The following is a 21575-nucleotide window of genomic DNA, read 5'->3' as shown; positions in this document are numbered from 1 at the left end:
AGCGAACAAGCCGTACCGGCTATTCTCGCGAACCAGCACGCTGCCGTTGGGCAATGCCTACAATCCAAAGGCTAACTACCCCAGACTGGAGAGCAGGCGACCAACCCAACCGGCTTAAGAGAAGCCAAGGCGCCAAACCAACCTGGAAACAGGTGGAATAGACCTCTTTGGAGCCGTCGCCTGCTCTGGAGAGACACACAATTGGAAGACAAAGAAAGAGATCGTCCACTCCCAACAAGCAGGGATCTCTGCCCTGGGATCCCTTAGCTGAGGGCGTTGATGGCGTAATCGAAGTAGATGGCAGCTTCGTTGGCCGCTTGGCCGCTCAGCATGCCCAGAGCGCGGCTCTTCATGTACTGCAGAGCCACGATGTACCAGCTCGGAGAGAGGTTAAAGGAGCGGTTCACTTCCCGCAGCCCGGCTACCAAGTATTCATCGAGGGGGCCGGTGCCACCCGCAACCAGGGAATAGGTAATGAAGCGGAGGTAGTAGCCGATGTCGCGGGCACACTTGGCCTGAAACACATCGCCGTGGCCCATTTCACCCGGCTGGGTCAAGTAAGGGAACCTCTTGAACACTTCCTGCACCGCTTCCCGCACCAGGGTTTGCTGATTGTTGGTTAGGACACGGGCCGCTTCCAGAGAAGCAGCAGCACGCTGGTAACGACCATTCACGGCCTGCAGCTCGCTGGCATTCAGAAAACGCCCTTGATTGTCAGCGGCAGCAATCGCTTCAGTGATGACGGTTTTCACCTTGCAACTCCTAAATTCATCAATTGTGTTGTTAACGAACATTCTGTAGGAAAGGCGGACTGGATCTCCACCTGCCTATCAGAAATGAAGGGATCTAACCGATCTAAAAAGGGACGACTAAGCCAGCTTCGACCCAAAGCTCAAACGATGGCGGCAGCAGCCTTATCGAAGTAGCTGGCCACTTCGCTTTGCAGCGCAGAGCAGTCGCCAGGGGTGATGCCTTTCGGATCCATGATCTTGGCCAGGGCTTCTTTCTTCATGGCAGCAATGCCGTTGGCCACAGAAGTGGTGGGCACCCCCAGAGCAATGTAGGTTTCCCGCAGGCCGTTTAGGCAGCGATCTTCCAGCACAGAGCTATCCCCGGCCAAAGTGGCATAGGTGATGTAGCGCAAGATGATCTCCATGTCCCGTAGGCAGGCGGCCATGCGACGGTTGGTGTAGGCATTGCCACCGGGAGCGATCAGATCCGGCTCTTGAGCAAACAAAGACCGAGCTGCGTTGGTTACGATTTGGGCGGCGTTGCTGGTCATGCGGTTGACGGCATCCAGGCGCTTGTTGCCCTCTGCCACCAAAGCCGCCAGACGGTCAAAGTCTTGGTCACTTAAAAAGGCACCGCGTGCATCTGCCTGAGCGATCACCCGGGTAAAGGCGTCTTGCATGATGGATCTCCTTCTGGTCTTTCCAAAAAGCGATGAGCGACTGGCTGAACCTCCCAAAAGCCAAATCCCAAGCTTTTTTGCGGGATCCTCTTTGACCTCCAAAAACTGGGGATTCCGTGGCAGCAGGCTGCTCAAAACTACCCCCACCGAACCCCCCAATTTTTAGATAGGTCAAGAACCTCTGCGACTTTCAGACAGCCGAGCATCCAGCCTAATTTTATATCGCGGGATGGATGAGTGTTTTGTGAAGATTTGCAAACCTACCAACCCCAAAATGTCTGCCTAGGCTGGGATCCCTGGACTATGGGGCGCAGCAGGGGGGAAATGGGTCTACAGGCTGGCTTACGGAATGTAAACATTTGTTTTGAGATGGAAGCAACCTGAGTTGGCGCCCTCCTGAACAGAACTGACGTTCTCCCCACGGCTAAAGCCGGGGGATTTTTCCGCCGCTCCACGCTCCTCGCGCTTCGGTCAGCGCTCTGGAGGGGTCACCTCTTGCAGGGCCGCTTTGAGGGCTCGACAAAAGTGAGCTATTTGTTGCAGTCCTTCTTCAGGCGTGGGGGCTTTGGCCAGCCGTTGCACAAATGCGCTGCCCACAATCGCCGCATCTGCTCCCCAGAGAGCGATCTGGCGGGCCTGGTCGGGAGTGGAGATGCCGAAGCCCACCCCAATCGGCAGGGGGGTTTGTTGGCGCAGTTGCTGCAGCAAAGCCGGGATCCGCTTTTCCAGGGTGGCCCGTTCGCCGGTAACGCCGGTGGTGCTGACCAAGTAGACAAAGCCACTGGACTGCTGGGCAATGCGGCGCATGCGCTCCGGGGGGCTGGTGGGGGCCACCAGCAGGATGAGGTCGATCTCTTCGGCCTGGGCTGCTTGTCGCAGGGATCCCGCCTCTTCCAGAGGCAGATCGGGGACGACCAAGCCGGCACAGCCGGCCTGCCGCAGTTGATGCAGAAAGTTGGGGATGCCGAGCTGGTGGATGGGGTTGTAGTAGGTGAACAGGATCAGGGGGGCCTGCAGCGAGAGACAGCGCAAGCCTTGTAGAATGACGCCCAAAGTGACTCCCCGACTGAGGGCGCGGGTGGCTGCTGCTTGGATCACCGGCCCATCCGCCAAGGGATCCGAGTAGGGTACCCCCAGCTCGATAAGATCGGCGCCGCTCTGATCCAGAACCTGCAAAGCCTCAAAGGTGGTTTCCAAGTTGGGATCCCCAGCGGTGAGGTAGGGGATGAGGGCTTTTTCACCACGGCTGCGCAGCGCCTGAAAGCAGGCTGTGATCCGAGTGGGCATGGGATCCATTCGATTCTGAGGAGATTGAGAGCATCCCCCACTGTAGCGTCTGCCGGGATCCCTAGGGGAGAGGCACAAAATCGTAGCCGGTACCGGAGCGGTTGCCGGGCTCAACCCGCACCAGCACATGGGGAGCATTGCGGTCGCCGGAGGGCAAGAAGCGCACTTCTCCGGAAGCGCCGTCCGGCAAGCGGAAGTTCGGGTCGCCCAGGGCGGCGAGAACAGCGCTGCGGCTGGTGGCTCCTCGGCTGAAAGCTTGCAAGAAAACCCGGGTGGCATCATAAGCCAGAGCGGTGCGCCAGCTCACCTGCCCTCCCCAGAGCTGGGCTGCCTTCTGGGCAAACTCGCGGTTGCGCGGCACCTGGGGATGCCAGGGTACCGCCACCACCAAGCCCTCTACCGCTGCTCCCCCTTCTTGCAATGTGGTGAGGCTGAAGAGCACATCGCCGCCCAGAAGAGCAAGGGGCTTACCAGCTACAGCGTTCTCGCGGGCTACGGCCAGGGCTTTTTCGGCTACGGAAGCCGTGGGAGCTAAAAAAGCTACCTGGGCTCCTTGGCTGACGGCCCTTTGCAGGCTGGCCTGGGGGTTGAAGTCCGACGCCGATAAGTCGAACTCCGCCAGCACGATGCCCCCTTCGCTGGTCAGGGTGGAGGCAAAGGCGTCCCGCAGGCTGGTACTGTAAGCGCTGTTGGGGTTGTAGAAGATGGCCACCCTTTGCAACCGCAACGTGTTGAGAGCATAACGGGCCAGTTGTGTGCCGGCCACTTGATCCGAGGGCACGGTGCGAAAAATGGCATCCCCCAGCATGCTGATGCGAGTGCTGGTGGCGGTGGAGGAGATCATCGCCAAGCCGGCAGGCTGATAAACCTCGGCTGCAGCCAGGGTGGCATCGCTGGTGTTATGGCCGATCACGCCCAAGATCTCAGGCTGCGCCACCAGGGCTTTGGCCACCGCTGCTGCTCGCTCAGGGTTGTCGCCATCGTCGGCAATCACTACCCGCAGCAGCCGTCCTCCGATTCCCCCCTGTTGGAAAAGCTCCTCCTGAGCTTGCGCCACCCCGCGCAGGGTCTCTTTGGCGCGGTTGGGGTTGCTGGAGATGGGCACCACCACCGCCAGGCTCAAGGGACTGCCCTGCTGCTGGGCGCGGGCGTTGTTCAAGAAAATGCGAGCTTCCGGGTCGTTGCGGTTGCTTTGCAGCCCCATCTCCAACACCGAGATGGCCGCGCTGAGGTTACCTTGGCGCAACAGCTCTGCAGCGGCAACGGCAGCGGGACTGCTATCGGCAAACAAGGTGCGCTCGCCGCTGGTCAGGAGCAGATCTTGTGCTCCACCCCCCAACCCTGGCAGCGATACTGGCGGTAGAGAAATGCCTTCCGGCCAGCGAACATAGCCCGCCCGCCAAGCGCGATGACCGCCCCAGAGGAGCAATAGCCCCAGGACGATGTAGACAATGGGTGGCGGAGACTTGACAACCATATATAGAGAGAGAAAACGCTAGCTTTTGGCCAGTAAAGACACTGCTTGTATCCTCAGGAATCCTCAAAAGTCATCTTTCCAAGGATCTCTAAGGATCTCCGACTATGCATCAGCATGAGTGCGGGAGTATGTCACGGATCGGGACGGTAGGAAGGGCTGTTGCGGTATTGGCGCTCTAGCTGCTCCACAATGGAAACAGGAACGGATGAGGTCTCGGAGGGCTCTTCTGGCGAGGTGCCGATCTGCGTCTCGGTCTCCACATTGAACTGCCGAGATGTTGCCCAAACCACTGCTGCAATCAGCAAAAGGACGATAGCGGCACCGTAAAGAAAGGCGACGATGGCCATCGGGTCAATGGTTTAGCTTTCCCCTTCCATGATAAAGGCTGTCGAGAATTACCCACTTCAGGATCCCTTAGAGCAAGCCCTATGGGACTGGCACCGAGGAGAGGCCAAGGGATCCCTTCTCTTACATGCCTACAGCCTGGAGGGGATCCCGCTGGCGGAAGAGCCCCAGGTGGTCTCCCCAGAGGTGTTCTTCACCCAAGAGTTGCCGGAGGTGGAAGCCTTGGCCTTGGAACTCTGCCGCGGTCGGGTGCTAGACATCGGCGCCGGTACGGGCCGCCACAGCCTGCTGCTGCAGGAAGAAGGATTTGCCGTGGCCGCTTTGGATCGCTCCCCTGTGGCTTTGCAGATTATGGCAGAGCGGGGGGTGCGCTGCCGCATTGCCGCCGATCTTTTCCACTGGGCGGGGCCAGGAGAGCCCTTCGATACCCTACTCCTGCTGATGAACGGCGTCGGCTTGGCGGGATCCCTGTCGGGCTTGGAGCGTTTTTTGCGCCTGGCTCGCCACTGGGTTCAGCCCACTGGCCAGTTGCTCCTGGATTCCACCGATTTGAGCGATGCCAGCGACCTCGCAGATCTGCGGAATCTGCCGGCAGAAGAGGGAGGGCGTTTAGAAAACTTGGAAGATCCCTCTGGCAAGCTGGCCGCTCCTGCCCACCTCGAAGCAGGTGGCTCAGAAGATTGGCAGGAAGGGAGCGAGGCAAAAGCCAAGGTAGTGAACTTTGTAGCCGAGTACAACGGCCAGCGGGGGGATCCCTTTCCCTGGCTATTTGTAGATCCGGAAACCCTGCTGCAGTGTGCCCACGCCAACGGCTGGCAGGGGCAGATTGTCTATCAAGAGCCGGAGGGGGCTTTTCTGGCACGCCTCACCCCCTTCTGAAGGACTCGCTAGTGGGAAAGGATCTGGGATAAAAACAGGCGGGAGCGCTCTTCTTTCGGATTGCTGAAAAACTCTTGGGGGGTGTTTTCCTCCACGATCTTGCCGCGGTCGAAGAAGATAATCCGATCCGCCACCTCGCGGGCAAAGCCCATCTCGTGGGTTACACACACCATGGTCATCCCCGAGCGGGCCAACTCCCGCATCACGTCCAGCACCTCCTTGATCATCTCTGGATCCAAGGCCGAGGTGGGCTCATCGAAGAGCATCACCGCCGGATTCATGGCCAAGGCGCGGGCAATCGCCACCCGCTGCTGCTGCCCCCCCGAAAGCTGCCCCGGGTATTTTTCTGCTTGCTCGGCGATCCCCACCCGGCTCAGCAGTTCCATAGCCCGCTCTATCGCCTCACTTTTTTTCATCTTTTTCACGTGGATTGGGCCAAGGGTTACATTTTGCAAAACCGTGAGATGGGGAAACAGGTTGAACTGTTGAAAAACCATGCCCACCTCGCGGCGAATGGCATCGATGTTGCGCAGGTCGCTGGTTAGCTCAATGCCATCTACCACAATGCGCCCTCTCTGGTGTTCTTCTAAGCGGTTCAACGTGCGAATAAACGTTGACTTGCCCGAACCTGAAGGCCCACAGACCACCACCACCTCTCCGCGGCGGATGCGGGTGGTAATGCCCTTGAGGACGTGGAAATCGCCGTACCATTTGTGAACATCTTCGCATTGGATAATGTCAGCGCTGGCTGCACTTTGCGGAGAGAGTGAAGACCTTATGTGCGGGGATCCTTGCATGGGTGGGTGACTCCCTAAGTTTCACCAAAGCAGGCATGGGTACCATGGCAGAACTGGCCGAGCCACAACCGTAGCCTCTGCAACATTTCCATACGCCCTGACATGTAAGGCTTTGAGAAAATCGTAGGCGCCTATGGCAAACCATTCTATGGGGTGTGGGGTGTGGCAGGAGTGTAACCCAATGGCACGGTATCTCGGTTGAAGTGCCGTGTATGAACGACTGTTGACGACGAAGATCTTGAGGATTGACATGGGGTAATTTTATGAACTGGATAAAGCATTTGAACGGATTGGCTCCCTTGGCCGGGGCACTGGCGTTGTCTATGGGCCTGCAGTCCCTTCCCGCTTGGGCGCAGCTGGGGCCGCTCACCGACCGCATCAAGGCTCGGGGCGAGTTGATCTGTGGGGTAAACAACCAACTGCCCGGATTCGGCAACCTGGATGACCAAGGCAAGTATGTGGGTTTTGATATCGACATCTGCCGGGCAGTAGCTGCCGCTCTCTTTGGAGATCCGGACAAGGTTCGATACGTCTACCTGACGGCGGCCAATCGCCAGTCTGCGATTCAGTCGGGCGAGGTCGATATGATTAGCCGCAACACCACCTGGACCCTCACTCGGGATCGCGAGTGGGCGGTGACCTTCGGCCCCACCACCTACTACGACGGCCAAGGATTTATGGTGCGGAAGTCGCTGGGGGTGGAAAAGCTGGAAGACCTGAACGGGGCCACCATCTGTGTGATTGCCGGCACCACCACCGAGCTGAACTTGGCGGATACCTTCCGCGCCCGTGGCATTGCCTTTACGCCAGTAACCTTCGACGGCGATGATTCCTCTTTCAACGCCTACGAAGAGGGCCGTTGCGATGCCATCACCAGCGACCAAAGCGCCCTCATCTCCCGCCGGGCCAGCTTGGCTTCTCCTGATGACCACGTGATCTTGCCGGAGATCATTTCCAAAGAGCCCTTGGGGCCGCTGGTTCCCCACGGAGATGAGAGTTTCTCCGACATCATGAACTGGACGGTCTACGCCCTCTTCTATGCAGAAGAAAAGGGGATCACCAGCGCCAATGTGGAGGAGTTTCTCAAGTCGGAGGATCCCGATATCCGTCGTTTCTTGGGCCAGGAGGGCAACCTGGGAGAGCTGCTGGGCCTGAAGCCGGATTGGGTGGTCAATGTCATCAAGGCGGTGGGCAACTACGGCGAGATCTTCGACCGCCACCTGACCCCCTTGGGCGTGCCGCGGGGCTTGAACCAGCCCTACACCAAAGGCGGGATCCAGTACGCGCCGCCTTTCCGCTAATCGCAAATCCGGGAGCCATCGCCCCCCCTGGGACAGGGATCTCGGTTGGTCAGTACCGGCCAGGGATCCCTTGTTTCCTGTCATACTTTGGATTGTTGCCTGCGCCCCATGACTGCACTGTCTGACCAGCCCCACCTTCGCCCCCCCTGGTGGCGGGATGAGCGTATCCTGAAGCTCTTGCTGCAGGTGGCCTTTGTCGTGGCCGTGCTGCTGGTGTTCGGGATCCTTGCTCAGAACCTCCTCGCCAGCCTGCGCCGCCTGGGCATCAGTTTGGGATTCCGCTTTCTGGGCAACTCCGCCAACTTTGGGATCACCGAGGGGCTGATCCCCTACGACCCCTCCGAGAGCTACCTGAAGGCTCTGGCGGTGGGAGCGGTGAACACCCTCTGGCTGTCGGCAGTCAGCATTGTGTTGGCGACGGCGATGGGCTTTGTCTTGGGGATCGCCCGCCTCTCCAGCAACTGGCTGGCCCGCCAATTGGCTACCGTCATCACCGAGATCTTTCGCAATGTCCCGGTGCTGCTGATCGTGATCTTCTGGTACCAGGGGGTGATCCTCACCCTGCCGGGGGTGCGCAACAGTCTCTCCATCGGCGGGCTTGTCTTTATCAACCAGCGGGGAGTGAAGCTGCCCGGGTTGGATTTGAGCGGATGGTTTATCCCTACACTGGCCATTGTAATCGCGGCTGGGTGGGGGATCCGCAAGCTGCTCCTAGTCTGCCGACCCGAGCTGGGATCCCGGCAGCGGAACCTGTGGGTGGCTGCGGGGGTGGCGCTGCTGGCGGTGGCCTGCTGGGTGCTCTTCCCAGAGCCGCCGGTGCGGCTGGATGTCCCGGTACTGGAGCGCTTTAACTTCCGGGGTGGGATCCAGCTTTCGGCGGAGTTTACCGCCATGATGCTGGGCTTGGTGACCTACACCGGCTGCTACATTGCCGAAGTGGTGCGGGGATCCTTTTTGGCGGTGCCGCGGGGGCAGTGGGAGGCGGCCCGGGCCATCGGCCTGTCGGAGCTGCAAACCTTTCGCTTGGTGATTGTGCCCCAGGCCCTGCGGATCATGATCCCCTCCTTGAACACTCAGTATCTCACCTTGATTAAAAACTCCAGCTTGGCCATTGCCGTTGGCTTCTCCGATCTGTTCAACATCAGCAGCACCATCATCAACCAGTCGGGACGTTCGGTGGAGATGTTCGCCATCCTCATGGCCACCTACCTGACCTTTAACCTGGTGGTTTCCTACGGCATGAACTGGCTCAATGCCCGCGTCAAATTGGTGGAGCGCTAACCCATGCCCAGCAGTCTCTCCTCTCCCCTTGTAGAAGAAAAGGTACTCCCCCCCAGGGAGAAACAAAGTCCTCTGGCTTGGGTGCGCCGCAACCTGTTCGACTCCTGGCTGAGCACCTTGCTCACCTTGGTCTCTGCCTTGGTGTTGGCCTGGGCAATTTCCCTGTTCTGGAACTGGGCGTTCACCCAAGCCCGCTGGGAGGTGATCCCGGCCAACCTGAAAATCTTTGCCAGCGGCACCTACCCCAGCAGCCAACTGTGGCGGGTGTGGGCGGTGTTGGGAATTGTGCTGGCCACCTTGGGGGTAGCGGGGGGGGCTTGGGGCGGTGTGCTGCTGCACTACCTCATTCTCTTGGGAGCTGCTATGGGCTTGGCCGCTTTCCTGCCTTTGGGAACCCAGTCGCAGGGGTGGCTGGCGGTTTGCTCTGGAGCGACTTTTGCCGCTATTGCCCTCAGTCGCGGACGGGAATCCTGGCGGCTGGCTTCCATCTGGGTTTGGGCCTTGATCTTGCCCCTCTGTCTGGAGCTGCTGCTGGGCAACCTGGGCCCCAATTGGCCGGCAGTGCGGGCTGAGCAACTGTCTGGACTGCTGCTGACCTTGATCTTGGCGGCAGCCGCCATGATCATCGGCTTCCCCATTGGGGTGTTGCTGGCGTTGGGCCGGGCCAATCGGGCGTTGCCGGTAATCCGGATCTTCTGCACGCTGGTGATCGAGCTGGTGCGGGGGGTGCCCCTGACCACCATTCTGTTTGCCGCCTGGCTGTTGGTGCCCTTCTTTCTGGGGGGGATCAGCGTCAACCTGATCATCAGGGCGGAGGTGGCCTTCATCTTGTTTACAGCCGTGTACGTGGCCGAGGACGTGCGGGGCGGCCTGCAGTCAATCCCGCTGGGCCAGCTAGAAGCGGCACGGGCGCTGGGCTTGAACCCCTTTCAAGTGACGGCTCTGGTGATTTTGCCCCAGGCACTGCGGGCAGCCGTTCCGGCGCTGGTGAACGAGTTCCTCACTCTCTTCAAAGACACGTCGCTGGTGTTCATTGTCGGCCTCATCGACCTGCTGCAGGCGGGGCGGGTGGTGTTCACCAACCCCAACTGGCTGGGCACCCAGCGGGAAGTGCTGTTTTTTATCGGCCTGATCTACTTTATCTGCTGTTTTGCCATGGCCTATGCCGCCCAGCAGGTGGAAAAGGCGCTGGGCTTGGGCAAGCGCTAAAAACTGCAACCGCTCCCCTTCCCAGTTTCATCTGCTCAGGCCCCGGGATCCCCTTAACAGGCCAGGGCTACATCCCCCTATAGCGGCTCGACAAGTGCTTTTCCCTGGAGAGGGGGCAGCGCTAAGATAGCGGGGAACGTCTCGTTACACCTTGGCCCATGACCCTTGCCTCTGAGACCGAATCCCCGGAGCAAGCCGCGGCGGCCCCTGAGTCTGGTCGGGTGCGGGATCCGGAGTTTCCCTACGAGGTCGAGATGACCTTGATGGAGCACTTGGAAGAGCTGCGCAGCCGCCTGTTGGCCAGCGTGATCGCGGTGGTGATCTGCATCATCGCTTGCTTTGCCGTGGTGAACCGCATTGTCGCCCTGCTGGAGGTGCCCGCTCGGGGGGTTACCTTTTTGCAACTGGCGCCGGGGGAGTATTTTTTCGTTTCTGTGAAGGTGGCGGCCTACTCGGGGCTATTGCTGGCCACACCCTTTTTGCTCTACCAAATTGCCCGCTTCGTCTTGCCGGGGCTGAGCGTGAAGGAGCGCAAGCTGCTGGGGCCGGTGGTGCTGGGATCCAGCCTTCTCTTTGTGGCCGGCTTGGTCTTTGCCTACTATCTCCTCATTCCGGCGGCGCTCAACTTTTTCATTCGCTACGGCGAAGGGGTGGTGGATCAGGCTTGGTCCATCGACCGCTACTTTGAGTTTGTGCTGCTGCTGCTGTTCAGCACCGGCCTGGCCTTTCAGGTGCCGATTTTGCAGGCGCTGCTGGGGGCGCTGGGTCTGGTGACTGCCGAGCAGATGTTCAAGGGCTGGCGCTATGTGGTTCTGGGCGCGGTGGTGGCGGGGGCCATTCTCACCCCCTCGACGGATCCCCTTACCCAGAGCCTGTTGGCCGGGGCTGTGACGTTTCTATATTTGTTTGGCATTCTGCTGGTGAAGCTCCTTGGCAAATGAGCCGAAGCTGCATGCGCTGATCTTGGCGGCTGGGTTTTCCACGCGGATGGGAGAGCCGAAAGCCTTTCTGCCCTGGAAAGACGGGCAAACCCTGCTCTCTTACCAGATTTTTCAGTGGCGACAGGCGGGGTTTCAACCCTGGGTGGTGCTGGGATCCCAGCATTTGGCGGCAGCCCAACCCCACTTGGCAGGGGCAGAGGTGCTGGTCAATCCGGCTCCTGAGCTGGGCAAGACCCACTCCATTCGGGTAGGGGTGGAAGGGATCCCTGCCGATTTTCAGGTGCTGGCCATTTCGGCGGTGGATCAGCCCCGCCCGGCGTGGATCTACCACAGCTTGCTGGAGTACCATCTGCGCCATCGCGCTTGGGTTACTGTGCCGGTGCATCGAGGGCGACGGGGGCACCCTACCCTGATCGACAGGCGCTTGCGGGAAAAGCTGTTGGATCTCCGAGAAGAAACCCTGGGCCTGCGCCGGTTGTTGCAGGATCTGGGCAGGCGGGTACAGGAGGTGGAGCTCTACACTCCTGAGATCTTCCTGGACTGCAATACCCCTGCCGATATGGAGGCCGCTGCTGCCGGTTGCGACAGCGTTGCCCAGGAGTAAGGGGATCCCCTTCAGCACTTGTCCTGCGACCGGTCGCCTCAGCGGTACCGAGCACTTCGGCGTTGCCCAGCAAGATGTTCTTCCCATTGCTCGTATGAGAAAGGGCCTTTATCCTGCCAGCACCTACGATCCTGCCTGCCCGGTCGGCAGCTACTGGGACAGCACGATAGCAGATCCCGGTTGGCGGCATCCGGCACCTTTGCAAGCGCAGGTGGGCGCGGAGGTGGTCATTGTGGGGGGAGGATTGACGGGGCTATCGACGGCCTTGCACCTGGCCCGCGACCATGGCATTTCTGCCTGCCTGCTGGAGGCGGGATCCCTGGGTTGGGGGGCCTCGGGACGCAACGGTGGCTTTTGCGGGGTGGGGGCGAGCCACCTCACCCACGCCCAGATGGTGCGGCGGGTGGGGCTGGCGGAGACGGAGCGCTACTATCGGGATCAATGGCAGGCGGTGGAAACCGTTCGGGAGCTGGCGGCCAGCGAGGGCTTCTCCCTAGAGGCTCAGGGACAGGGCTGCTACGCAGTGGCCCATCGTCCACAGGCATGGTCGGAGTTAGAGGCCGAGTACCAGATCTGTACTCAGGTGGCGGGCTACCCGGCCCAGCTCCTCAACCCCAAAGAGCTGCGGGAACGCGGCTTCAACAGCCAAGAGAACCACGGCGCTTTGCACATCGGGGTGGGGTTTGGCCTCAACCCCCTCAAGCTCACCCAAGGGCTGGCCCAAGCAGCCCACCGGTGGGGGGCAAAACTGTACAGCGGCAGTCCGGTCATGGCCTGGGAAAAGGTGGGATCCCAACACATCTGTCACACGCCGGGAGGAACGGTGCGCGCTCGACACTTGGTCATCGCCACCAACGGCTACACCCCAGAGGCCCTGTATCCCCAACTGGCGGGATCCCTGTTGCCGGCACTGTCCAACATCCTGGTCACCCGACCTCTAACGCCTCAGGAGCAGAAAGCGCAGGGGTGGTGGGATCCGACGCCGCTCTACGACATGCGGCGGCTGCTGTTCTATTACCGTCTGCTGCCGGATGGGCGCCTGCTGTTTGGGGGACGGGGTGGCACCCGCGATACCCCGACGGAGCGACAGCAGTTGCGCACTTGGATGACCCGACAGCTCTATCGTCTTTTCCCTGCTTGGGAAGGGGTGGAGATCGAGTACGCCTGGAATGGACTGGTCTGCCTTTCTCGGCAGTTTCACCCCCATATTGGCCCTTCGCCGGCGGATCCCAGCCTGTGGTACGGCTTGGCCTATCACGGCAGCGGTGTGGCCACAGCAGTGTGGGCGGGCAAAATGCTGGCCCAGGAGATCGCCGGGATCCCTTCCCAGATGAGCGCTCTGTTTCGCCAGCCGCCCCGCGCTTTCCCTTTGCCCTGGCTACGGCTTCACTACCTGCGGCTGGGGTATCTTTGGTGGCAGTTGACGGATGGATAGCCTCTCCAAGTGTGCGGGGGATCCCTCTGTTCGGCGGAGAAGTCCTGCCCTAGTCTGGTCGTAGTTGGGTGGAAACCATCGCTTGTTGTTGCTCCCGAGGTATCCAGTGCTGCTCACGTCTTGCCATCGGCCCAGTCCAGATCCGTCTCCTCTCCAAACCCAATCGGCAACCTGTCGCCGCCAACGGCTTTCGCAAGCGGGGCAGCGGCTGGGGTTTGCTCTGCTGCTCAGCCTACCCACCATGTTTTGGCCTTGGCCCGGATTTGCCCAAATTGCCGGATCCCTTCTCAGCCCCTTGGTGGCCGCTTGGATCCGTTCGGAGGTGCAGAGGGTCGATAACCTGCAAGTGCAAATTGCCGGCTCCGACGCCCAGATTTTGAACGGGCAGATCCCTCAGGCCCAGGTGTCGGGAGACAACCTCAGCTATCAAGGCTTTCAGGTCAGCCATCTGCGGCTGCGGGGCCAGGATATTCGCCTCAATGTGGGCGAAGCCATCCAGGGACGGAGCCCGCTGCGGCTATTGGCCCCTGTGCCGGTGCAGGTGAGCTTGCGCCTTACCGAGGAAGACCTGAACCGCACCCTCCAGACTCCCCTCATCCAAGCCCAACTGGCTCAGGCCCAGGTGCAGTTGCCCGTTGGGGGCCAAGTGGTGCCCTTTCTCATCCGCCAGCCTCAGGTCACGCTGGAACAGGGTCGGCTGCGCATCCAGGCTAACCTGACCACTCCGGAAGGGGTGGAAGCGCCGGTGACGGTGCTGACCGGCCTAGAAGCCCAAGGCCCCAACCGGTTGCGGCTGGTCAATCCCCTCTGGGTGAGCGAAGGCCAAGAGATCCCCATCCCCGGCCTGGCCGATTTCCCCATTCAGTTGGATCCCGGCGTGCGCATCGACCGCCTGGAGGTGCAGCCCGGCCAAATCCTCTACGAAGGGATCCTGACCATTTACCCAGAAGTCGCAACCGTGCCGCAGGGATAGTTCGCCTGGGCAGGACGGAGACCTTTCCCGTTCAGCAACGGGTGTGATCGGGATCAATCTCAAAGGGTGTGCCTCTGGGCGAGGATCCCTCTAGCAACCGGAGGGAAAGGGATCTTGCTGGCCGTTTGCGTTGGTGCCCCGTCGGGAACCGCACCGTCCACAAGACGAGAGCGGCATCGACTCCCTTCGGTAGCCGGGCAGGAGTGGTGTATTGAGGTGAGATCATGATCCAGCCATCCAACTGCAAACTCGACCCCTGGGTCGCGGTAGCGGTGCGGAGCACTTGCGGCTGGGCGCTGCTGCTGATTTTGTCGGTCGTTTTTTTGGGGGGCTGTGCTGGCGACCCAGTTTCCACGGTGCCTCTGGACGGCACGGCTGCCGGCACCCGCACGGCCACTCCTGAGGGCCGAACCTTCTCCGATATCTCGCCCGGTCGGGATCCCCGTCTGAAGCATCTTTGGGCCAGCTTTGTCATCAGCCCCCAGCAATTGCAATCTGCCCGCGAGGCTTCTGTCTCTCTCCATCCGCAGGCCATTTTTCCCTGCACCGACTGCGAAAGCCTGCCGGGATCCCCGCCCCCCACTGCTTCCCCCGCTCCAGGCACCTACCGATCTGACCAGCTCACCTTCTCCTTCCGGGTTGAGCCCAACGAGACCTCCACCCGCCTCAGGGGTAGCTTTCACCTGGATACCACCACGCCTCTGATCCACCCCGGCGCAGGGGTGCGCTTGGTAATCCAACGGGCTTTCTGGGGGGAAGACCCGCTGGAACCGCTGCCACCTCCCCAGGACTTTCACCCTCAGCAGATCATCCGAGGCCAGTTCCAGGAGCGCAGTTGGATCCTCCCTTTCTCCCTGCCGCATCCCCCTGCCGGTGATGTCTTGCCGCCGCTGCGGCTGGAGGTTGTTCTCACCTCGCCAATCCCACCCGATTCCGCCCCCTTTCTGCGGGGTAGGCCGCTGCCGCCACCTCCGGGCCGGCTGTATCACGGGGTCGCTTGGCCGGGCATTCCCACTTGGGATCAACTCCTCGCCTATCGCCAGGCCATCGGTCAACCCCCCGCCTGGGCAGCCGTGGATCACCTCTGGGATCCCCGCCAGGACTTTCCACAGCAGTTGGCCAGTCGCCTGCGGGAAAGCGGCTCAGTCCCCTACCTGCGCCTGCGGCTAGATCCAGCCCAACTTTCTGCCTTGGCCAATGGGGATCACGATGAGACCTTGCGCTCTTGGGCCCGCGGGATCCAGCGCTTTGCCACCCCCATCATCCTGGCCGTCGTTGTTGGCGACGGGGATCCCGAACGCGCTCGCGGTAGCGGTGGGGAGCCCTTTGGTGGGACGGAGTCCTCGCTGCAACAACGGGCTTACCAACACCTGATGCAAACCCTGCGCTCTGTTCGCGTTAGCGGGACGGAGTCCCCGGCCAATTTGCTCTGGGTGGTGGAGCTGGACGGAGAAGATGCCAAGGCCGTGTCCACCTGGGCTCGGTTCCCTGAGATGGACTGGCTGAGCCTACAGGTAACGGGGGATCCCGCCGCTTTTGAACCGCTGTACCGCCGCCTTGAGGCCCTCAACCCGGAAGTGCCTGTGGTGATCCGCGGGCCAGCCCTGGGCTCGGAAGCCTCTCAACCTCTGCTGGCAGCCCTAGAGGCCCAACGCTGGCCTCAGGTGATCGGCTGGAGCTGGGCCTTGAGCGGGGACGGGATCCCTCCTGCAGCAGCACAGGATTGGCGGCAGCATCTGCAACAGGGGGATCCCCAGATATGGCTGGGGGAAATGCGGGTGCAGCCCCCGCCCAGCCCCCTTCCCTCGCCCAAGCCTTGAGAAAGGACGACCTGTCTGGAAAAACCTCCCGGAAAAGTCGATAATAAGCCAGCCGTTTTACCTTTCCTTCAGGAATTGTGGCCCTGATCCCCTCATCACCTCCCCTGTCCCGCTTCGCCCAGGCCATCCAGCGGGGGGAATTTCTGCTCACCGCCGAGATCACCCCCCCCAAGGGATCCGACACCAGCACCCTGCTGTCTTTGGCCCAGCAGCTCAAGGGGCGGGTGCATGCCATCAACATTACGGACTCCAACCGAGCCATGGCCCGCATGAGCCCGTTGGCGGCCTCGGTGCTGTTGCATCAGGCGGGTGTTGAACCGATCCTGCAGTTGGCCTGTCGGGATCGCAACCGCCTGGCCCTCCAGGGGGATCTGTTGGGGGCCTCAGCTCTCGGCCTGCGCAATGTGTTGGCCCTCACCGGGGATCCCATCCACATCGGCGATTGCCCCGATGCCCGCCCCGTATTCGATCTGGAATCGGTGCGCTTGCTGCAGCTTATCCAACGGCTGAACAATGGCCTCGATTGCAACGGCAAACCTCTCCCGGATGGGGGCACGCATCTGTTGGCAGGAGCAGCAGTAGAACCCCAATCGGGCAGCTTTTCCGGCCTGGAGCGGCGCTTCCACCGCAAGCTGGAAAACGGAGCCCAATTTTTCCAAAGCCAGATGGTCACCGACTTCGAGCAGCTGGAGCGCTTCATGGATAAGTTGGGCCGTCCCGCCGGCAAGCCCATCCTGGCTGGCATCTTTTTGCTCAAGTCGGCCAAAAATGCCGAGTTTATCAACCGCAACCTGCCAGGAGTGAAGATCCCAGACGGGATTATCCAGCGGCTGGCCAACGCCGCCCACCCCCTCGAAGAAGGGATCCGCATTGCCGCCGAACAGGTGCGGCAGGCCCGCCAGATCTGCCATGGGGTGCATCTGATGGCCGTCAAAGCCGAGCACCTCATCCCCCGCATTCTGGATGAGGCCGGGATCCCTCCCCTGACCGGCTAGCTCAACACTTGCTCCAGCCCGTAGACCAAACCTTTGAGCTGCAGCACCTTGCGGATCCCCAGGATCACTCCCGGCATAAAAGCTATCCGATCCGTGGTGTCGTGTCTCAACGTGAGGGTTTGCCCCATCCCACCAAAAATGACCTCCTGATGGGCGATCAACCCCGGCAGACGAACGCTGTGAATGGGAATGTTGGGGCCAGAGAGCCCTCCCCGCGCACCGGGGATCAGCTCTTTTTCTTCCACTGAGGACTCCGTCCCGCTGTCGCGAACGGGCGGGTTAAAGGCCTTGCCCAATTGCCCCAGCCGTTGGGCCGTCTGTAGAGCCGTGCCGCTGGGGGCATCCGCTTTGCGGTTGTGGTGCAGCTCGATGATCTCGACATGGTCAAAATACTGCGCCGCCTGCAGCGCCATCTGCTGCAGCAAAATCATGCCGATGGCGAAATTGGGCGCGATTAAACAGCCCACACCCGACTTGTCCGCCAGATCCCGCAGCCGCTCCACCTGCTCCGGCGTCAGGCCCGTCGTCCCCACCACCGGGCGTACGCCAAAGGCAATGGCCGAGCGAACATGTTCAAATGCCGACCGAGGATGGGTAAAGTCCACCATTACGCCGCGGTTGCTCCGCTGCGACAACCTCAGCAACTGCCCCGACAAGTCATCGGTAATCTCCACCCCCAGGGATCCCAGGCCCAGCACCTCGCCAATATCCGAGCCCAGTTGAGAGCGGGCCACCGCCCCCACCAACCTCATGTCGGGCGTCTGGGCAACGGCCCGCACCACCTCCCGCCCCATTTTGCCCAGGGCCCCCACCACCAAAACCGGGATGGGGGATTGGGCCGCTCCTGGAGTTGCCAACCCCTGAGAGGGGTCTGCACCACTATCGCGATCGACCGGATCAACCGATGTTGTCACCCGCTGCTGCCCTCATCCAAGCTCTACGAAATGACTGCGAAAGCGAGGGATCCCTGCAGATCCATCACAGCTTCACCTCAATATCTACTCCTGCCGGCAGATCCAGCTTCATGAGAGCATCGATGGTTTTGGAAGAGGGGGAATAGATGTCGATAATGCGCCGGTGGGTGCGGGTTTCAAAATGTTCCCGCGAGTCCTTGTCGATGTGGGGGGAACGCAGCACACAGTAGATGCGGCGCCGAGTAGGCAAAGGAATCGGGCCAACCGGCACGGCGTCGGTACGACGAGCCGTATCCACGATTTTGTCGCAGGAAGTATCCAGCAGCCGATGATCGTAAGCCTTCAGGCGGATGCGAATTTTCTGTTGGGTCAAAGTAGGCATGGCCGGAGAGCAATCCAGAGAACGGTGGACTCGAAAAGGTCAGCAGGGAAAGTGCTCCGCACCACTGTTGCGACCGAGTTGGTCTGGGGCCGCCAGCACTCAATCCCTGCCGAGAAAAAGCAGCTTACTTCAGGATCTTGGAGACAACACCCGCTCCGACGGTACGGCCACCCTCGCGAATGGCAAAGCGCATCCCCTGCTCGATGGCGATGGGCTGAATCAGCTCCACCGTCATCCTGACGCGGTCGCCGGGCATCACCATCTCCGGCTGGGATCCGTCATCAGCCGTGAAGGAAGAGATGGTGCCGGTTACATCGGTGGTGCGCACATAGAACTGAGGACGATAGCCGGCAAAGAAGGGCGTGTGGCGACCTCCTTCTTCTTTCTTGAGGACATACACCTCAGACTCGAAGCTGGTGTGAGGAGTAATGGTCTTGGGCTTGGCCAGCACCATGCCGCGCTCCACTTCGTTCTTCTGAATGCCCCGCAACAGCACACCAACGTTGTCGCCGGCAATCCCTTCGTCGAGGGTTTTCTGGAACATCTCCAGGCCGGTAACGGTGGTAGAGCGAGTTTCTCGCAGGCCCACCAGTTCCACCGTTTCGCCCACCTTGATGCGACCCCGCTCGATCCGGCCCGTGGCCACCGTGCCCCGACCAGTAATCGAGAAGACATCCTCCACAGCCATCAGGAAGGGCTTGTCCACATCCCGCTCAGGCGTGGGAATGTAGGAGTCCACCGCATCCATCAGCTCATAAATTTTGTCCACCCAAGGATCTTCGCCCCGCTGGGTTTTGGGGTTGGCGGTCATTCTTTCTAGGGCTTTCAGCGCCGATCCTCTAATGATGGGGATGTCGTCGCCGGGGAAGTCGTATTTGGAGAGGAGCTCCCGCACTTCCAGCTCCACCAACTCCAGCAACTCTGGATCATCCACCATGTCTTCTTTGTTTAGGAAGACCACCAAGCTGGGCACCCCCACCTGCCGGGCCAGCAGGATGTGCTCCCGCGTTTGGGGCATAGGCCCATCAGCCGCAGACACCACCAAGATGGCTCCGTCCATCTGGGCCGCGCCTGTGATCATGTTCTTCACGTAGTCGGCGTGGCCGGGACAATCCACGTGGGCGTAGTGACGGTTGGCAGTCTGATACTCGACGTGGGCGGTGTTGATGGTAATGCCGCGAGCTTTTTCCTCTGGCGCTGCGTCGATCTCATCGTACCTTTTGGCTGTGGCCTGACCCAAAGCAGCCAAGGTGGTGGTGATGGCAGCCGTCAGGGTGGTCTTGCCGTGGTCAACATGGCCGATGGTGCCAACGTTGACATGGGGTTTGGTGCGTTCAAACTTAGCGCGTGCCATGAATCGTCACTTCCTTTTTGGTTTCAGTCAGCTACTCATTTCCTTTGTTTTTGGCAATGATGGCTTCGGCGATACTGCGAGGAACTTCCTCGTAGTGGCTGAACTCCATCGTGAAGGTGCCTCGACCCTGGGTCTTGGAGCGAATGTCGGTGGCATAGCCAAACATCTCCGCCAAGGGAACTTTGGCATTGACTTTGGTAATGCCGCCTTCTGTATTCATCCCCTCCATCTGGCCGCGGCGGGCGTTGATGTCCCCGATGACATCCCCCACAAAGGCTTCAGGGACTTCCACCTCGACCTTCATCATCGGCTCCAGCAGGGTAGGGCTTGCCCTGCGAGCAGCCTCCTTCAGAGCCATCGAACCGGCGATCTTGAAGGCCATTTCGCTGGAGTCCACCTCGTGGTAGGAGCCATCCACCAGAGTGGCGCGGATGTCAATCAGGGGATAGCCCGCCAGCACACCGGATTCGCAGGCTTCTCGGATCCCTTGCTCGGCTGGCCCAATGTATTCTTTGGGCACAACGCCACCCACAATCTTGGAAACGAACTCAAATCCTGTACCCGGCTCCGCCGGCTCTAGGTCGATAACCACATGGCCGTACTGGCCGCGGCCACCACTCTGGCGAACAAACTTGCCTTCCACGCGGCTAACCGGCTTGCGAATGGTTTCGCGGTAGGCCACCTGTGGGTTACCAACATTGGCTTCTACGTTGAACTCCCGCAGCATCCGATCCACCAAGATCTCCAGGTGCAGCTCGCCCATCCCAGAGATGATGGTTTGATTGGTCTCGGGATCCACAGACACGCGGAAGGTGGGATCCTCCTTGGCCAGGGCCTGCAGGGCCTTGGAGAGCTTATCGATATCGGCTTTGGTTTTGGGTTCTACCGCTACTGAGATCACCGGCTCTGGGATAAACAGAGACTCCAGGATCACCGGCGCATTTTCGTCGCAGAGGGTGTCTCCGGTGGTGGTGTCCTTGAGGCCCACCACAGCTCCCAGATCTCCTGCCCGCAGCTCATCCACGTCCAAGCGTTCATCGGCCTTCAGCACCACCAACCGCGAAATTCGCTCCTTCTTGTTCTTGGTGGAGTTGAGCACATAAGTACCTTTGGTCAACACCCCCGAGTAGACGCGAATAAAGGTGAGATCCCCGTACTTATCACTCATCAACTTGAAGGCCAGGGCGGAGAAGGGCTCATCGTCGCTGGCACGGCGGGACACTTCTGAGCCATCTGGCAGCACCCCCTTGATGGCCGGAATATCCACAGGCGAGGGCAGGTAATCCACCACCGCATCCAGCAGCATCTGGACTCCCTTGTTCTTGAAGGCAGAGCCACACAGCATGGGCACAATTTGGCCGCTGATCGTGCCTTTGCGCAGACCCGCCATCAAGTCGGCTTCGCTCAGATCTTCTTCGGCGAAGTACTTTTCCATCAGAGCTTCGTCCGTCTCGGCCACTGCTTCCACCAGCTTGGCCCGATACTCTGCCACGAGATCTTTCATCTCCTCAGGGATGGGGGCCGGACGAATGTCTTTGCCGATCTCATCCATATAAATGCGGGCTTGCATCCGCACCAAGTCAACAATGCCGCAAAACCCGTCTTCGGCACCGATGGGCAGTTGGATGGGCACAGCATTGGCCTTGAGGCGCTCCCGGATCTGGTTGTAAACCTTGAGGAAATTGGCCCCCATGCGATCCATTTTGTTGACGAAGGCAATGCGGGGCACATTGTAACGATTGGCTTGCCGCCAGACGGTCTCAGACTGAGGCTGCACGCCGCCCACCGAGTCAAAGACGGCGATCACCCCATCCAGCACCCGCATGGAGCGCTCAACTTCAATGGTGAAATCGACGTGCCCAGGAGTATCGATGATGTTGATGGTGTACTCCGGTGCGCCGGAGAGGGGCTGGGAAGGATTTGCGGGATCCCGCTTAGTCCAACGGGTGGTGATGGCCGCAGCGGTGATGGTGATGCCCCGCTCCCGCTCCTGGGCCATCCAATCGGTGACCGCAGTTCCGTCGTGAACTTCGCCAATTTTGTGCACCAGACCGGAGTAGAAGAGAATCCGCTCTGTGGTCGTGGTCTTGCCAGCATCGATGTGAGCCGCGATGCCGATGTTTCGGACTCGTTCTAGGGGAACTGTGCGTGCCACGTCAACCTCCCAATC

20 protein-coding genes are annotated in these 21575 nt (G+C 60.5%); 10 read left to right on the top strand and 10 right to left on the bottom strand.

Going from position 1 to position 21575, the window contains the following annotated elements; all coding sequences use genetic code 11:
* Window positions 1–263 precede the first annotated feature (263 nt).
* From ACVW0B_RS06525 to ACVW0B_RS06505, 5 genes are all read right to left on the bottom strand, one after another.
* Window positions 264–794 (bottom strand): phycocyanin subunit alpha, encoded by a 531-nt coding sequence (locus ACVW0B_RS06525; protein WP_457385328.1) that lies wholly within the window; start codon window positions 792–794, stop codon window positions 264–266.
* A gap of 98 nt (window positions 795–892) precedes the next feature.
* Window positions 893–1411, bottom strand: a complete 519-nt coding sequence (locus tag ACVW0B_RS06520; RefSeq protein WP_011432573.1) for a phycocyanin subunit beta — start codon at window positions 1409–1411, stop codon at window positions 893–895.
* Window positions 1412–1882: 471 nt separating this feature from the next.
* Complete coding sequence (gene trpA / locus ACVW0B_RS06515; RefSeq protein ID WP_457491259.1) at window positions 1883–2698, bottom strand: tryptophan synthase subunit alpha; 816 nt, start codon at window positions 2696–2698, stop codon at window positions 1883–1885.
* Between the two features lie 61 nt (window positions 2699–2759).
* Window positions 2760–4175, bottom strand: a complete 1416-nt coding sequence (locus ACVW0B_RS06510) for an ABC transporter substrate-binding protein (RefSeq protein ID WP_457491258.1) — start codon at window positions 4173–4175, stop codon at window positions 2760–2762.
* A 131-nt stretch (window positions 4176–4306) separates the two neighbouring features.
* Window positions 4307–4522 carry a hypothetical protein gene (locus ACVW0B_RS06505; RefSeq protein WP_457491257.1) on the bottom strand — a complete coding sequence of 72 codons (216 nt, stop codon included), beginning with the start codon at window positions 4520–4522 and terminating at the stop codon, window positions 4307–4309.
* A 28-nt stretch (window positions 4523–4550) separates the two neighbouring features.
* On the opposite strand from ACVW0B_RS06505, the gene ACVW0B_RS06500 reads away from it, so the two are divergent.
* Complete coding sequence (locus tag ACVW0B_RS06500; protein WP_457491256.1) at window positions 4551–5399, top strand: class I SAM-dependent methyltransferase; 849 nt, start codon at window positions 4551–4553, stop codon at window positions 5397–5399.
* An 8-nt stretch (window positions 5400–5407) separates the two neighbouring features.
* Here ACVW0B_RS06500 and ACVW0B_RS06495 read toward each other — a convergent pair whose 3' ends face one another.
* Window positions 5408–6196 (bottom strand): amino acid ABC transporter ATP-binding protein, encoded by a 789-nt coding sequence (locus tag ACVW0B_RS06495; protein ID WP_011432567.1) that lies wholly within the window; start codon window positions 6194–6196, stop codon window positions 5408–5410.
* A 263-nt stretch (window positions 6197–6459) separates the two neighbouring features.
* Between ACVW0B_RS06495 and ACVW0B_RS06490 the strand changes: the two genes are divergently transcribed.
* The 9 genes from ACVW0B_RS06490 (at window position 6460) to ACVW0B_RS06450 (ending at window position 16755) form a co-directional block, all read left to right on the top strand.
* Entirely contained in the window at window positions 6460–7497 is a 1038-nt protein-coding gene (locus ACVW0B_RS06490; protein WP_457385320.1) for an amino acid ABC transporter substrate-binding protein, read from the top strand.
* Window positions 7498–7605: 108 nt separating this feature from the next.
* Window positions 7606–8778: an amino acid ABC transporter permease gene (locus tag ACVW0B_RS06485; RefSeq protein ID WP_457491255.1), complete on the top strand. Its 1173-nt coding sequence runs from the start codon at window positions 7606–7608 to the stop codon at window positions 8776–8778.
* 3 nt (window positions 8779–8781) lie between these two features.
* The gene (locus tag ACVW0B_RS06480; RefSeq protein ID WP_414521744.1) at window positions 8782–9987 is read left to right on the top strand and encodes an amino acid ABC transporter permease; all 1206 of its coding nucleotides are present in this window, start codon (window positions 8782–8784) and stop codon (window positions 9985–9987) included.
* Window positions 9988–10145: 158 nt separating this feature from the next.
* Entirely contained in the window at window positions 10146–10928 is a 783-nt protein-coding gene (gene tatC / locus ACVW0B_RS06475) for a twin-arginine translocase subunit TatC (protein WP_457491254.1), read from the top strand.
* Complete coding sequence (locus tag ACVW0B_RS06470; protein WP_414349906.1) at window positions 10918–11532, top strand: nucleotidyltransferase family protein; 615 nt, start codon at window positions 10918–10920, stop codon at window positions 11530–11532. The genes tatC and ACVW0B_RS06470 overlap by 11 nt, the downstream gene beginning before the upstream one ends.
* Window positions 11519–12967: an NAD(P)/FAD-dependent oxidoreductase gene (locus tag ACVW0B_RS06465; RefSeq protein ID WP_457491253.1), complete on the top strand. Its 1449-nt coding sequence runs from the start codon at window positions 11519–11521 to the stop codon at window positions 12965–12967. Before ACVW0B_RS06470 ends, ACVW0B_RS06465 begins: the two co-directional genes overlap by 14 nt.
* Before the next feature lie 106 nt (window positions 12968–13073).
* The gene (locus tag ACVW0B_RS06460) at window positions 13074–13940 is read left to right on the top strand and encodes an LmeA family phospholipid-binding protein (protein WP_457491252.1); all 867 of its coding nucleotides are present in this window, start codon (window positions 13074–13076) and stop codon (window positions 13938–13940) included.
* Window positions 13941–14164: 224 nt separating this feature from the next.
* A complete protein-coding gene (locus ACVW0B_RS06455) occupies window positions 14165–15760 on the top strand; it encodes a hypothetical protein (protein ID WP_457491251.1) in 1596 nt (531 codons plus the stop codon).
* 77 nt (window positions 15761–15837) lie between these two features.
* Window positions 15838–16755, top strand: coding sequence for a methylenetetrahydrofolate reductase (locus ACVW0B_RS06450; RefSeq protein WP_457392568.1), 918 nt, complete (start codon window positions 15838–15840; stop codon window positions 16753–16755).
* Here ACVW0B_RS06450 and dapB read toward each other — a convergent pair.
* From dapB to fusA, 4 genes are all read right to left on the bottom strand, one after another.
* The gene (dapB, locus tag ACVW0B_RS06445) at window positions 16752–17612 is read right to left on the bottom strand and encodes a 4-hydroxy-tetrahydrodipicolinate reductase (RefSeq protein ID WP_457491271.1); all 861 of its coding nucleotides are present in this window, start codon (window positions 17610–17612) and stop codon (window positions 16752–16754) included. The genes ACVW0B_RS06450 and dapB overlap by 4 nt on opposite strands.
* 121 nt (window positions 17613–17733) lie before the next feature.
* On the bottom strand, window positions 17734–18051 hold the full coding sequence (gene rpsJ / locus ACVW0B_RS06440) for a 30S ribosomal protein S10 (RefSeq protein ID WP_011432557.1): 318 nt from the start codon (window positions 18049–18051) through the stop codon (window positions 17734–17736).
* A 124-nt stretch (window positions 18052–18175) separates the two neighbouring features.
* Window positions 18176–19405, bottom strand: a complete 1230-nt coding sequence (tuf, locus tag ACVW0B_RS06435) for an elongation factor Tu (protein ID WP_414328727.1) — start codon at window positions 19403–19405, stop codon at window positions 18176–18178.
* 31 nt (window positions 19406–19436) lie between these two features.
* Entirely contained in the window at window positions 19437–21560 is a 2124-nt protein-coding gene (gene fusA / locus ACVW0B_RS06430; protein ID WP_011432555.1) for an elongation factor G, read from the bottom strand.
* Window positions 21561–21575: the final 15 nt, after the last annotated feature.

The organism is Thermostichus sp. MS-CIW-23 (assembly GCF_054059455.1).
Note: the sequence above shows the minus strand (reverse complement) of the source record. Positions and strands in the feature narration are given on the sequence as shown.